At 40.2% G+C, this 13,155-nt stretch carries 14 protein-coding genes; 9 read left to right on the top strand and 5 right to left on the bottom strand.

Annotated features, from left to right (window positions below; all coding sequences use genetic code 11):
• Positions 1-34: 34 nt before the first annotated feature.
• On the bottom strand, positions 35-700 hold the full coding sequence (locus AC6JAD_RS12555) for an alpha/beta hydrolase (protein WP_461303550.1): 666 nt from the start codon (positions 698-700) through the stop codon (positions 35-37).
• A gap of 91 nt (positions 701-791) precedes the next feature.
• Here AC6JAD_RS12555 and AC6JAD_RS12550 point away from each other — a divergent pair, with 91 nt between their 5' ends.
• Together AC6JAD_RS12550 and AC6JAD_RS12545 are read left to right on the top strand one after the other, a co-directional pair.
• Entirely contained in the window at positions 792-1,508 is a 717-nt protein-coding gene (locus AC6JAD_RS12550) for a pirin family protein (RefSeq protein ID WP_461303549.1), read from the top strand.
• A gap of 18 nt (positions 1,509-1,526) precedes the next feature.
• On the top strand, positions 1,527-1,826 hold the full coding sequence (locus tag AC6JAD_RS12545) for a GNAT family N-acetyltransferase (protein WP_461303548.1): 300 nt from the start codon (positions 1,527-1,529) through the stop codon (positions 1,824-1,826).
• Here the strand turns inward: AC6JAD_RS12545 and AC6JAD_RS12540 are convergent.
• Entirely contained in the window at positions 1,823-2,485 is a 663-nt protein-coding gene (locus AC6JAD_RS12540) for a potassium channel family protein (protein ID WP_461303547.1), read from the bottom strand. The two genes, AC6JAD_RS12545 and AC6JAD_RS12540, sit on opposite strands and share 4 nt — an antisense overlap.
• A 26-nt stretch (positions 2,486-2,511) precedes the next feature.
• Positions 2,512-3,846 carry a tRNA (N(6)-L-threonylcarbamoyladenosine(37)-C(2))-methylthiotransferase MtaB gene (gene mtaB, locus AC6JAD_RS12535; RefSeq protein ID WP_461303546.1) on the bottom strand — a complete coding sequence of 445 codons (1,335 nt, stop codon included), beginning with the start codon at positions 3,844-3,846 and terminating at the stop codon, positions 2,512-2,514.
• A gap of 113 nt (positions 3,847-3,959) precedes the next feature.
• Between mtaB and AC6JAD_RS12530 the strand changes: the two genes are divergently transcribed.
• From AC6JAD_RS12530 to AC6JAD_RS12520, 3 genes are all read left to right on the top strand, one after another.
• Positions 3,960-5,525 (top strand): ABC transporter substrate-binding protein, encoded by a 1,566-nt coding sequence (locus AC6JAD_RS12530; protein ID WP_461303545.1) that lies wholly within the window; start codon positions 3,960-3,962, stop codon positions 5,523-5,525.
• 102 nt (positions 5,526-5,627) lie between these two features.
• Positions 5,628-5,939: a hypothetical protein gene (locus tag AC6JAD_RS12525; RefSeq protein WP_461303544.1), complete on the top strand. Its 312-nt coding sequence runs from the start codon at positions 5,628-5,630 to the stop codon at positions 5,937-5,939.
• A gap of 23 nt (positions 5,940-5,962) precedes the next feature.
• On the top strand, positions 5,963-6,238 hold the full coding sequence (locus tag AC6JAD_RS12520) for a hypothetical protein (RefSeq protein WP_461303543.1): 276 nt from the start codon (positions 5,963-5,965) through the stop codon (positions 6,236-6,238).
• Here the strand turns inward: AC6JAD_RS12520 and AC6JAD_RS12515 are convergent.
• Positions 6,235-7,410: a GlmU family protein gene (locus tag AC6JAD_RS12515; RefSeq protein ID WP_461303542.1), complete on the bottom strand. Its 1,176-nt coding sequence runs from the start codon at positions 7,408-7,410 to the stop codon at positions 6,235-6,237. The genes AC6JAD_RS12520 and AC6JAD_RS12515 overlap by 4 nt on opposite strands.
• Before the next feature lie 93 nt (positions 7,411-7,503).
• Complete coding sequence (locus AC6JAD_RS12510; protein WP_461303541.1) at positions 7,504-7,755, bottom strand: type B 50S ribosomal protein L31; 252 nt, start codon at positions 7,753-7,755, stop codon at positions 7,504-7,506.
• A 158-nt stretch (positions 7,756-7,913) separates the two neighbouring features.
• Here AC6JAD_RS12510 and AC6JAD_RS12505 point away from each other — a divergent pair, with 158 nt between their 5' ends.
• From AC6JAD_RS12505 to AC6JAD_RS12490, 4 genes are read left to right on the top strand one after another with little or no spacing between them, the layout of a single operon-like run.
• On the top strand, positions 7,914-8,456 hold the full coding sequence (locus AC6JAD_RS12505) for a DUF4199 domain-containing protein (RefSeq protein ID WP_461303540.1): 543 nt from the start codon (positions 7,914-7,916) through the stop codon (positions 8,454-8,456).
• A gap of 3 nt (positions 8,457-8,459) precedes the next feature.
• Positions 8,460-9,413, top strand: a complete 954-nt coding sequence (locus AC6JAD_RS12500; RefSeq protein ID WP_461303539.1) for a glycosyltransferase family 2 protein — start codon at positions 8,460-8,462, stop codon at positions 9,411-9,413.
• A 52-nt stretch (positions 9,414-9,465) separates the two neighbouring features.
• On the top strand, positions 9,466-11,169 hold the full coding sequence (locus AC6JAD_RS12495) for a phospho-sugar mutase (protein WP_461303538.1): 1,704 nt from the start codon (positions 9,466-9,468) through the stop codon (positions 11,167-11,169).
• Positions 11,169-12,995: an ABC transporter ATP-binding protein gene (locus AC6JAD_RS12490; protein WP_461303537.1), complete on the top strand. Its 1,827-nt coding sequence runs from the start codon at positions 11,169-11,171 to the stop codon at positions 12,993-12,995. The genes AC6JAD_RS12495 and AC6JAD_RS12490 overlap by 1 nt, the downstream gene beginning before the upstream one ends.
• Positions 12,996-13,155: the final 160 nt, after the last annotated feature.

Below are 13,155 nucleotides of genomic sequence, written 5' to 3'. Positions count from 1 at the left end.
ATTTTTATTAAATATACGTAATTAGGCCATTGCCTTAAGCCGATTCGATAATATTTTCCAACAGTTTACTAACCTTGCTGCCCTTGTTCAAAATCATAACGTGATTTCCTCCTTCTAAAAGAATGTAATTGGTGATATTCTTTATTGGAAAAACAATATCCAAATCCCCGTGAATGTGCTCAATCCCTTCTATTGGCTGGGTGCGTTCCCAACAGACCATTTGCTTAATGGCCCAATCCAAATAATTCCTGTCCCTTACCGAAAGATACTCCTGATACAACGTAAGCCTTTTTTTGCTCCTTGGACCAATCGCCAATTTGGTAAGATCTTTCACGCTAAGGGCCCATCCTGTAGGAAGAAGTTTATAAGCCCCTGTTTTACGAACCCACTTTAAACGCAATGGCAGTTCGTGTTTTGTTTTTACACTGGAAATAATTACCAGTTTTCGTAAGTCTAGGAATTCATTCATTTCCTGTACCATCACCCCACCGAAAGAGACCCCAGCCAAAACCACGTTACTATGCGTAACCTGATCTGCCATTCGCCTCGCATACTGCTGAATAGACTCCTTTTCCTGCGGAATTAACCATTCAAGAATATGGATTTCATAACGTTCGGGAGGCAGGTTTATATTGCGAAAAATCTCTTTTCCAGCTGCCAATCCCGGCACAAAATAAACATGGATTTTCTCAGTATTCATAGGCCTTTAACACGGGTATAACGAAATAGCCTTTCATTTTTTTGTAACTTTGCAACAAATATAGAATTCTCAAAAAGGTTTTTGAGTATTTATGAACAAGATTTTACACCCCGCAGCTACTCGTGGCAACGCCAATTATGGATGGTTGCAGGCTAAATATTCTTTCAGCTTTGCCAACTATTTTGATCCTAACCGTTTGCAATTTGGATCCCTGCGAGTTTTAAATGACGACGTTATAGCCCCGGGAATGGGCTTTGGAACACATCCTCATAAGAATATGGAAATTGTTACCATACCGCAAGAAGGTGCCGTGAAGCACGAAGACTCTATGGGAAACCATGGTATCGTCTCTGCTGGCGACATACAGGTAATGAGTGCCGGCAGTGGTGTAGAACACAGCGAATTCAATGCAAGCAAAACGGAATCTTTGAAATTGTTCCAGATATGGCTATTCCCTGAAAAAGATGAAGTTTCCCCTCGCTATGACCAAAAGGAAATAGCACCACTCCTCACACCCAATACCTTTAGCCCAGTAGTAAAGCCGAGATCCGAAGCTTCCGAAGATGAGCTTTGGATACACCAACAGGCCTATTTCCATATTGGGGATTTTACAGAAAAAAGAACAACCAACTATTCAATAAAGCAACCAAACAATGGTATTTATTTGATGGTCATTGAAGGCTCCGTGGTCGTAGACGACGAAACCCTTAATAGCCGTGATGCCATAGGTGTTTGGGATACGAAAGAAGTATCTTTATCTGTTACCCAAGGTAGCAGGCTATTGCTTATTGAAGTACCAATGAATTAATAGCAAAATTTACTCCCTATGATTGAAGATGTTGAAATTACCGACAATGAATTTTTACGGCAATTCGAACTTGAGATTGGAGACAATATGGCGCGCATAGAGTACGCCCTTCAGGACCGTAAGATTTTTTTGACCAAGTATGACATGCCAGAGGATCTGGAAGACCAAGGATTTCGGGATATTTTTATTAGAGCCGTTTTCGAAGAGGTAAAAGACCGAGGAATCAGTTTGGTGCCTACCAGCCCGGAAATTGCTGGTTTTATGCGACGTAATCGTCGTATTTACAAGGATTTACTACCTGTAGGAATCAGTATTTAGGAAAAGGATCTTTGATTAATGTACTTACCCACAATTATGGCAGTTAGGACAACTAGATAAAACTGTCCAACCAAGCCTATAAAAATGGCTGCTTTGCGGGCCAATGCAGTCGAAGGAATAATATCCCCATACCCAATTGTCATCAACGTAATATAGCTGTAATACAACAACCCACTACCATCCGGTCTTCCCGTCTCTGGCTCCAATCCACTAAATGACCCTGGATAATACGTTTCGATACTATAACACACAAAAAACACCACTAATCCAAGGGAAATATACCCGGAGATTAGTCCAAATATCACGTTTTTGCCCACTTTTTTAGCTTGCCAAACCTGCCGAATAAGCTCAAGTAAAAGGAAAACATAAAACAAATAGAGACTGAACAAGCGTATGGCCTTTACCACGTGCGAATTATGATTTTCGAATTGCTCCCACACCAATGCAAACAAAGCTAGGATCAATAATGCCATAATGATAATGACCTTTCTTTTACGCTGCCAAAACATAAGGATACCTGCCAGAAAATTGACCAAGAATAATGGCTGCAATAAAAACTTTTCAAACCAGTCACCAAAAAAGAAGAGTTCTCCAAATAAAATGGCCAGTTGGCTTACTAGTAATATCTCAAAACGATAGGAATGAAGCTTATCTATCATGAGTTCAAGATACCTGTTTTTTCAATCTATACTTCAGAAAATTGCTCTAAAAATTCGAAACGGACCAATCCATCTTCATCTATCTTGGAAAGTGCAACCTTGTGCAAAGTATTTACCAACCCAGGATTCCAAGGGGTTTTTACTTTTACGTAGTTTTCTGTGAACCCATGAATATACCCTTCTTTGTTCTCTCCTTCAAAAAGTACAGTTCTGGTACTCCCTAGTTGACTTTCATAAAAAGCCCTTCGTTTCTTAACCGAAAGTCCACGAAGCATTTTACTCCGTTTGTGGCGTGTCGCCTTAGGAATTACGCCATCCATTTCTATTGCTGCAGTATTATCCCTTTCGGAATAGGTGAAGACATGTAGATACGAAATGTCCAACTCATTCAAAAAATGATAGGTTTCTAAGAAACGCTCCTCGGTCTCCCCCGGAAACCCTACGATGACATCAACACCGATACAGGCATGCGGCATCACTTCCCTTATTCTGGTTACCCGGTCAGCATACAATTCGCGCATATAACGTCGGCGCATCAATTTTAAAAGATCATTGCTACCGCTTTGCAAAGGAATGTGGAAATGCGGAACGAATGTGCGTGATTTTGCAACAAAATCGATCGTTTCGTTTTTCAACAGGTTTGGTTCTATTGAAGAAATGCGCAAGCGCTCAATACCGGGAACCTTATCTAAAGCCTCACAAAGTTCAAAAAATGTATGCTCATGCTTTTTATTTCCGAATTCCCCTTTTCCATAGTCACCAATGTTCACACCCGTAAGAACAATTTCCTTTATCCCTTTAGCTGAAATTTCGGCAGCATTGGTCAACACGTTTTCCAGGGTATCACTCCTGGAAATTCCACGTGCCAATGGAATGGTGCAATACGTACATTTATAGTCACAGCCATCCTGAACCTTTAAGAAGGCACGTGTGCGGTCTCCAATAGAATAGGAGCCTACATAAAAATCGGCCTCAGAGATTTCGCAGGAATGCACCTCTCCAAAATCGTTTTTACTAAGGTCGTTTATATAATCTGTTATTTTGAACTTTTCGGTGGCTCCCAGAACCAAATCCACTCCATGCACATCGGCCAATTCCTTGGGCTTTAATTGTGCATAACAACCGATCGCCGCTACGAATGCCTCTGGATTTGCCTTTTGAGCCTGCTTCACAATGGTTTTAAATCGCTTATCGGCATTTTCGGTAACACTGCATGTATTGATAACATAGATATCGGCTTTTTCGGAAAAATCTACCCTATCGAAGCCTTCAGAAGAAAAGTTTCGGGCAATGGTAGATGTCTCACTGAAATTGAGCTTACATCCTAAGGTGTAAAATGCGACTTTTTTAGCTGCGTTCATTCTTGTACTTTAGCAAACGGCAGGCAAAAATACAAAGTATAATTGGTTCCTAAAAGTACATGATAACACTAAAAACAAACTTAATTCACTTTCTATCAATCGTTTGCATATTTATGTTGTTCATTTCTTGTGGTAATAGTGAAACCAATGAGAGAGATCATCTTGTTTTCCGATACAACGAACACAGCAATATTAGTTCGTTAGACCCTGCCTTTGCAAGGAATCCACAAAATATTTGGCCTACGAACCAACTATTCAATGGTCTAGTACAATTGGATGATTCTTTGAACATACAGCCGGATATTGCGAAAAGATGGGAAATTAACGATTCTACTTTTACCTATAGGTTTTATCTGCGTGACGATGTATTCTTTCACAAGCATGCAATTTTTGGCCAAGATAGTACGCGAATTGCCACAGCCTATGATTTTGAATATAGTTTTCGGCGCTTATTAGATCCTCTGGTAGCTTCCCCCGGGAGCTGGGTACTGAGCAACGTAGCTCATTTTGAAGCTGAAAACGATACTACCTTCACCATTCAACTAAAACAACCATTTCCAGCCTTTTTAGGGCTCCTTTCCATGCGGTATTGTTCTGTGGTACCTAAAGAGGCCGTGGAACATTTCGGAAATGAATTTCGTAGTAATCCGATAGGTACGGGGCCATTTCAATTCAAACTCTGGGAAGAAAACGTAAAGTTGGTTTTCAGAAAAAACCCCCTGTATTTTGAAAGTGACGAAAGCGGAACCCAGCTTCCATATCTCGAGGCCGTGGCCATTACCTTCTTACCCGATAAACAAAGTGAATTCTTGCAATTCGCACAGGGTAAAATTGATTTTATTTCTGGGCTGGATAATTCCTATAAAGATGAAATACTAACTACCACGGGGCAGCTTCAGGAAAAGTACATGGATCGGGTAAAACTCATCACTACACCCTATCTAAACACTGAGTACCTCGGATTCTTTCTAGGAGCGGACACACAGGAAATTCAATCCCGTTATTTGCGTCAAGCCGTGAATTATGGCTTCGATAGGCAGAAAATGATCACTTACCTTAGGAATGGAATGGGAATTCCTGCAGAACATGGTTTTATCCCAATGGGACTGCCAGGTTTCGATTATATAGATGGCTACTCATATGCGCCTGAAAAAGCACGTCAATTGGTAAAACAATATATGGCGGAAACAGGGGATATGGCACCCGAAATCATTATTGGAACCAACAGTCAATACCTTGACATTTGCGAATATGTACAGCGCGAGCTGGAGAAAATTGGAATCAAGGTTACTGTAGATGTCATGCCTCCCTCTACCCTTCGGCAAATGAAAAGCAGTGGTGAATTGGATATCTTTCGAGCGAGTTGGGTGGCCGATTATCCAGATGCAGAAAACTATCTTTCGCTATTCTACAGTCCAAACTTTACACCCAATGGGCCCAACTATACCCATTACAAGAATGAGACTATGGACAGTCTCTACAAACAAGCCCTCTACATTACCGACATTGAGCAACGAAAACTCCTATACACACAGATGGATTCCCTTTTGGTGGCAGAAGCTCCTATTGTACCGCTCTACTATGATTTGGCCATACGTTTTGTAAACAAAAAAGTTACTGGCCTTGGAATTAACCCACAAAACTTTCTATTCCTTAAAAGGGTTAAAAAAGTAAAATAGGATACTTGCACGACATCCTTGATGCCCCGAAAACAGTGTGAAGTTATAGTTTCTGTAACATTTCTTTAACATTTAGCGACTCATATATAAAACCCTTCTACTATGGGAATTCAGCAAATGAACACTGTGTTAAAATTTAATCGCCAGCAGAGAAGTGAGCGAAAGCGACTTCATGAGTTGGATCTATCGACCACCAATGGAGGGTACGGTGAGTTCGAGGATCACACACAAATGGACCTGCTGGCGTATGCTGAATTTCAGAAGGAACAGTTTGCCAAATTGAAGGTACAGCGCAAGAGAAACGTTTGGATGTGGATCGTTATTTCGGTCCTTACCTTTCTTATTCTTTGGGCATTTCTTACTTTTTGGAAAAATGCGGGCTTTGATTATTTATTCACCTCCTCTTTTTGGTAATTTAATATTGATACAAACGTATTATGGGTTTTGGTGCAGGGCATATATTAGACATGATCAATTCGCTTAAAAACAATAAGCGCAGTAGGCAAAGTATGTTCGAGAAGGATGCCTCGGGAATGGGTAAAACCTATGGAGAATTTGTTGATCACAAGAAAATGTCGGAAGAGGAATTAGAGGCCTTTCGTTCTAAATTCATACAGCAACAACAAAAGGAAAAAAGAAAGAAGTTGTTGGTTTTTGGTATTCTAATGATCTTGGTAATCGCTTTCTTTGGCTACGTGCTTTTCTATATCTAATAACGTCTCCATTGCGAAGACTCCTCAAACACATGCTCTAGAATTTTAGCGTCTATCTCTGTGAATTCAACTCCCCTACGCTCCATAACCAATTTTGCCGTTTCAAAAGCTTTATTGGTTTTGTAGGTAGTCATTCCAGCAGCGCCTCCCCAGCTAAAACTGGGTATAAAATTGCGAGGAAAACCACCTCCGTAGATATTAGCGCTAACTCCAATGAGGGTTCCGGTGTTAAACATGGTGTTAATACCACATTTACTGTGATCCCCCATAATAAGGCCGCAAAACTGTAAGCCAGTCTTAGCAAAACCTTCCGTTTCATAGTCCCAGACACGAACCTCGGTATAATTATTCTTTAAATTACTATTATTCGTGTCGGCGCCCCAATTACACCATTCGCCCAAAACACTGTTGCCCATAAATCCGTCGTGCCCTTTATTGGAATAGCCAAACAATACCGAATTGTTAATTTCGCCCCCAGCCTTGGAAAAAGGGCCAATGGTCGTTCCCGTATACATCTTAGCACCCATCTTGACCGTTGCTCCTTCACACAGTGCAAATGGGCCCCTAATGAGGCTTCCCTCCATGATCTCAGCATCCTTACCAATATAAATAGGTCCTTGTGATGCGTTTAATGAGCAATAATGCAATTGTGCCCCTTCTTCAACAAAAATCCTTTCAGGGTTCACCGTATGCACACTGTCTGGAATGGGTTGGGACACCCTGTCTTTGGTCAACCATTCATAATCCCTTTCGATTGCTGCATGGTTTTTACTGAAAATATCCCAAGTATGCTCTATTCTAATAACATCATCATAGGTATATTGAACAATATCATAGGTATCAAAAAGTACTTCTTGTCCTTCAGAAGCAAAAAAAGCGATGGGTTCGTCTTCATAAAATACCGCTTGGTTTTCGGTAAGGCCTTCCACAATTTTTGCTAAGTTTTTAGACGGAAGAAAAGAAGCATTAATAAGTATATTCTCCTCCATTTCGACCATAGGAAACTTCTCAGTCAAATAGTCTTCGGTCACTGTGGTAGTTGCATATCCCAGTACATGCTCCCATTTTTCACGTATGGTTAATATACCAACACGGATGTCGGCCACAGGACGGGTAAACGTAAAAGGCAGCAATTGGTTGCGAACGCTACCATCGAAAAGAATATAATTCATGTACGTAAATTATGTGTCAAAGCTACATAAAAAAAGCCCTCGAAAAATCGAAGGCCTTTAGATATTGCGAAAAATAAGTCTCTTTTTCGTAGCTTATTTTTTGAATTTTGAATATTTGTTCTTGAACTTGTCGATACGTCCTGCAGTATCGATCAACTTCGACTTTCCAGTATAGAAAGGGTGAGAAGTTCTTGAGATTTCCAATTTAACCAAAGGATACTCAACACCATCTACCTCTAAAGTTTCTTTTGTGTTGGCTGTAGATTTAGTAATAAATACATCATCATTAGACATATCCTTAAATGCTACCAATCTGTAATTTTCTGGGTGTATACCTTTTCTCATCGTCTTTTAAGTTTTAACTCCTCGAATTTTGAGTGTGCAAATTTAAGCAATATTTACAAACGAACAATACTTTCTTTAATTTTTTGAAGGAAAAGTGAAGCCTCGTAACAATTTCTTACTTTTGCTTACTAACCTAGCAAACCAAAAATAATCAAACTATGGACAATTCAACTGTATCTTTTAAAAAGAGTGCAACCAATTATGGCCTTATTCTGGGGGGTATTTTCGCCGTGATTGTGGCACTTTTGTATGCTCTAAGCCTTGAAACACTAACAAAATGGTGGTTGGGCATCGTCATGTTTTTTATAGCATTGGCTGTCGGAACCGTTTCTGTAGCCAAATCTAAATCCATGTTGGGTGGGTTTATTTCGTTCAAGGATGCCTTCACCTCATACTTTATAACGGTTGCCATTGGACTTTTTATAAGTGTGTTGGTAAGTATCATCATTTTTAACTTTGTAGATCCCGGAGCTGCAGAATACCTCAACGAACAAATTGTTGAGATTACTCGAAACATGATGCAGAGCTTTGGTGCTCCAGAATCGGAAATTGATAAAGCCATTGCCGAATTAGAAGGCAAAAATAATTATGCCATCGGAAATCAATTGCAAGGTTTTGTTTTCCAATTGTTATTCTATTCTGTTTTCGGCTTGCTCATTGCATTAATCATGAAAAAGAAGAATCCGAACGAGATTGCATAATCTATGGACCTATCCATCGTTATTCCCCTTCTTAACGAAGAAGAATCCTTACAAGAATTACACCATTGGATTGCAGAAGTAATGCAGTCCAATGGTTTTTTATATGAAATTCTATTTATAGACGATGGAAGCACGGATGCGTCGTGGGAGGTAATTCAACAACTTTCCAAAAAAGACACCAATGTTAGGGGTATCCGTTTTCTTAAGAACTTTGGAAAATCGCAGGCTTTACACGCAGGGTTTGCAAGAGCAAAAGGCAACGTGGTTATTACCATGGATGCCGACTTACAGGATAATCCGGAAGAAATTCCAGAATTATACAAAATGATAACCGAAGACGGTTATGAATTGGTCTCTGGTTGGAAAAAGAAACGGTACGATCCAGTATTGGGTAAAAACTTACCGTCCAAACTATTCAATTTTGCTGCCCGAAAAACCTCTAAGGTAAAACTTCACGATTTCAACTGTGGGCTAAAAGCCTATAAGAATGAGGTGGTAAAGACTATAGAGGTAACTGGGGAAATGCACCGATATATCCCTGTATTGGCCAAAAGTGCCGGTTTCGATCATATTGGTGAGAAGATCGTTCAGCATCAAGCTCGTAAATACGGAAAGACCAAATTTGGTATGGAACGTTTTGTTCGTGGCTTTTTAGATCTCATTACTATTTCCTTTCTATCCCGCTTTGGCAAAAGGCCTATGCACTTTTTTGGGGCTTGGGGAGCGATTATGCTATTTGTGGGGTTTTGCTTCGCCTTATACCTAGGTATCGATAAACTTTTCATAAACCCTACAGGGAGACTTATCACGCAGCGCCCGCAATTTTACATTTCGCTTACAGCAATGATCTTGGGTAGCCAATTCTTTGTAGCTGGATTCTTGGGCGAACTAATACTTCGAACTAAAAGAAGCGGAAGTAACTATATTATTAAAGAAGTGCTAAACGCAGAAGAATAATACCAATTATCCGTAATTTTGCCTCATCAACCCACAGGACCTAAAAACACCTATGAGATATATTGATCCTGAACTTCTGGAAAAAGCCAATAAATGGCTTACTCCAACTTTCGATTCAGATACCCAGCATACTATTAAAGAACTCATTGCTTACGATACCGAAACCCTTGAGGACAGCTTTTATAAAAGCCTCGAATTTGGTACCGGAGGAATGCGAGGCATTATGGGTGTTGGAGACAATAGAATAAATAAATACACCCTGGGAAAGAACACCCAAGGGATTTCGCAATACTTAAAAAAACAATTCCCAGGGGAAGACTTAAAAGTGGTCATTGCTTATGACTGTCGACACAATAGTGATACGTTGGCCAAAGTAGTAGCCGATGTTTTTTCGGCCAATGGAATACAGGTATACCTATTTTCCGAACTTCGTCCAACACCAGAACTTTCATTTGCCGTTCGATACCTAAATTGTCATTGTGGAATCGTGCTTACGGCATCTCATAATCCCCCGGAGTATAATGGGTACAAGGTGTACTGGCAAGATGGTGGCCAATTGGTTCCACCCCAGGATGCTGAGATTATTCAGGAAATAAATAACTTGGAGTATTCCGATATTGCATTTGAAGCTGATAATGATTTGATTCAGTTTATCGATGTGGAGGTAGATGATGTATTTGCTGCAGCTTCGATTGAAAATGGGAGTTTCGATACACCTCAAGTGGCTAAAGATGATTTAAAAATTGTATTTACGCCGTTGCATGGAACCTCTGTAACCATGATTCCAAGGGTATTGAAGGAAGCCGGATATCACAATGTGACCGTGGTAGCCGCCCAAGCTACTCCTGATGGTGATTTTCCAACGGTAGATTCTCCTAACCCAGAAGAACCTGAAGCCCTGAAAATGGCTATGGAAATTGCTGAGGAACAAAAAGCCGATATTGTTATCGGAACTGATCCAGATAGTGATCGATTGGGAATTGCGGTTCGAAATGACAAAGGAAAAATGACCATCCTAAATGGAAACCAAGCCATGGTCGTTAAATCACATTTCCTGCTTAATCAATGGAAAAAAAGTGGGAAATTGAATGGAAACACCTTTATGGCTTCCACTATTGTGTCTACCCCTATGTTACGAAAGATAGTTGAAGACTTTGATGTAAAGTACCGGGAAGGACTTACCGGGTTTAAGTGGATCGCCAAAATGGTAAAGGATTTCCCTGAAGAGCATTTTATTGGTGGTGGTGAAGAGAGCTTTGGCTTTATGGTTGGTGATTTTGTGCGTGATAAGGACGCTGTTACCTCTACCCTATTGGCCTGTGAACTTGCTGCCCAGCGTAAATCTACCGGCAGTACTATTTATGAGTACCTTCAGGAATTATATTCCACCTATGGATACTATAAAGAACATCTTGTATCGCTAGTGAAAAAAGGTAAGAAAGGAGCTGAAGAAATTGCAAATACACTGAAAAACCTTCGTGAAAATCCGCCCTCTGAAATTGGTGGGGAAAAAGTAATCTGTTTCGAGGATTATCAACGTAGCATCCGTAGGGATTTGGCTCATGGTACCCAAGAAAACATAGACATTCCCAAATCCAATGTACTTATATATTATACCGAAGGTGGAAGCAAAATTGCAGCGCGCCCCAGCGGGACCGAGCCCAAAATAAAGTTTTACATCAGTGTACAAGGGGACCATTCGGAGCAACTTCCTGGGAAAATTGAATCTATCCTAGCAGATCTAAACCTTAATTAGTGAACTATTTCAAAAAAATAATTCGGTTCGCCCTTCCCTATAAGAAGTTTGGGGTACTGAATATTATCTGTAATATATTCTATGCACTATTTAGTGCTCTTTCGTTCGTGGCATTGATTCCCATGTTGGATGTTCTTTTCCCGAAAGAAAAACAACCTATCATAGATGAACCTGTTTACAATGGCTTGTCATCCCTAAAGGATTATTTTAAGGATTATCTGGCGTGGCAAATACAACAATATGCATTGGATGACCCTTCTATTGCGCTTATTATTGTAATCTCTTTGGTAATTACCCTGTTTTTATTGAAAAACGTATTCAGGTATTTGGCCAATTTCTTTATTACCTTTTTAAAGAATGGCGTGTTAAAGGACTTGAGAAATGAACTCTACCAAAAAATTACGGATCTTCCCGTGTCCTTCTTTTCGGAGAAGCGTAAAGGGGACGTTATGGCGCGTATAGGGACCGATGTACTGGAAATTCAACATTCTTTTTTATCCATATTGGAATTAATTGTTCGGGAACCCCTGACCATTATTTTCACCATCGCCATGATGTTGTTTATTAGTGCGAAACTAACGGTGTTTGTGTTCATTTTCATCCCTATTTCAGGATTCATTATATCAAGAATCGGGAAATCACTCAAAAGAAAATCAGATAGGGTTCAGAAGGAACAAGGAACCTTTCTATCAATTCTGGAAGAAACCCTTAGCGGTTTAAAGATTATAAAAGGGTTTAATGCAGAAAATATTTTTGGCCGTAAGTTTAAAAAATCCACCTATTCCTTTTACAAATACTCCAACTCACTTTACAACCGACAGAACCTTGCCTCCCCTACCAGTGAGTTTTTGGGGATCGTAGTCATTGCCATATTGTTATGGTATGGTGGAAAAATGGTCTTGGTTGATGGTACGCTGGATGGAAGTGACTTTATTGCCTATATGGGGCTCGCCTATAACATCCTTACCCCTGCAAAGGCCATGAGCAAGGCAAGTTATGGGGTTAAGAAAGGAAATGCTGCTGCAGAAAGGGTATTGGAAATATTGGAAACCGAATCGACCATACAGGATCTACCCAATGCTGAAGTAAAAGGTGGTTTTGAAGAGAACATCGACATTCAAAATATCTCCTTTAAATATGAGGATGAATGGGTCCTAAAGGATTTTAATTTGCAGGTTCCCAAAGGTCATACTGTTGCCTTGGTCGGGCAAAGTGGAAGTGGAAAGAGTACCATTGCCAATCTCCTGACCCGATTTTATGATGTGAATGAGGGAAGCATTGCCATAGACGGAACAGATATTAAACATATGACGCAGGCCTCGTTAAGGGGACTGCTCGGCTTGGTGACCCAAGACTCTATTCTTTTTAATGATACCATAAGGGGCAATCTATTGGTTGCCAACGAAAATGCTACCGATGAGGATATCATATCATCCCTTAAAGTCGCCAATGCTTGGGAATTTGTAGAGGATTTACCTCAGGGAATAGACACTAATATAGGCGACAGTGGTAATAAATTAAGTGGCGGACAGAAACAGCGATTAAGTATCGCTCGGGCTGTATTAAAGAACCCTCCCATTATGATTTTAGACGAGGCCACCTCTGCCTTGGATACGGAAAGTGAGCGATTGGTTCAGGATGCACTTGAAAAAATGATGCAAAACAGAACCTCCGTGGTTATTGCGCACCGCTTATCTACCATACAGAATGCCGACACTATTGTAGTGCTCTCCAAGGGTAAAATTGTTGAACAGGGAAAACATCAGGAATTGTTAGCGCTTAAAGGGGTATACCATAGCCTTGTAGAAATGCAGTCATTGGCATAAACAAAAAAGAAGCGGTTGGGGCTCCGCTCCTTTTTGCCAAGCTATTACAATTGGGGCATGTAACAGCCTGATAGCTACATAAGTAGATTCCAAATATAGCCTAATTTTACTTAAATACAAATTTCAAAATGTATTTCAACTTAATAAAATGCATTTCATC

The organism is Aureisphaera sp., from assembly GCF_059726885.1.
Note: the sequence above shows the minus strand (reverse complement) of the source record. Positions and strands in the feature narration are given on the sequence as shown.

Bases quoted from the DNA above. Each gene is read 5' to 3' on its own strand.
- AC6JAD_RS12505 (WP_461303540.1), top strand. From the start codon at position 7,914: ATGGACAATTCAACTGTATCTTTTAAAAAGAGTGCAACCAATTATGGC.
- AC6JAD_RS12525 (WP_461303544.1), top strand. From the start codon at position 5,628: ATGGGAATTCAGCAAATGAACACTGTGTTAAAATTTAATCGCCAGCAG.
- AC6JAD_RS12540 (WP_461303547.1), bottom strand. From the start codon at position 2,485: ATGATAGATAAGCTTCATTCCTATCGTTTTGAGATATTACTAGTAAGC.
- AC6JAD_RS12495 (WP_461303538.1), top strand. From the start codon at position 9,466: ATGAGATATATTGATCCTGAACTTCTGGAAAAAGCCAATAAATGGCTT.
- AC6JAD_RS12500 (WP_461303539.1), top strand. From the start codon at position 8,460: ATGGACCTATCCATCGTTATTCCCCTTCTTAACGAAGAAGAATCCTTA.
- AC6JAD_RS12520 (WP_461303543.1), top strand. From the start codon at position 5,963: ATGGGTTTTGGTGCAGGGCATATATTAGACATGATCAATTCGCTTAAA.
- AC6JAD_RS12515 (WP_461303542.1), bottom strand. From the start codon at position 7,410: ATGAATTATATTCTTTTCGATGGTAGCGTTCGCAACCAATTGCTGCCT.
- AC6JAD_RS12510 (WP_461303541.1), bottom strand. From the start codon at position 7,755: ATGAGAAAAGGTATACACCCAGAAAATTACAGATTGGTAGCATTTAAG.
- AC6JAD_RS12545 (WP_461303548.1), top strand. From the start codon at position 1,527: ATGATTGAAGATGTTGAAATTACCGACAATGAATTTTTACGGCAATTC.
- AC6JAD_RS12550 (WP_461303549.1), top strand. From the start codon at position 792: ATGAACAAGATTTTACACCCCGCAGCTACTCGTGGCAACGCCAATTAT.
- mtaB (WP_461303546.1), bottom strand. From the start codon at position 3,846: ATGAACGCAGCTAAAAAAGTCGCATTTTACACCTTAGGATGTAAGCTC.
- AC6JAD_RS12555 (WP_461303550.1), bottom strand. From the start codon at position 700: ATGAATACTGAGAAAATCCATGTTTATTTTGTGCCGGGATTGGCAGCT.
- AC6JAD_RS12530 (WP_461303545.1), top strand. From the start codon at position 3,960: ATGTTGTTCATTTCTTGTGGTAATAGTGAAACCAATGAGAGAGATCAT.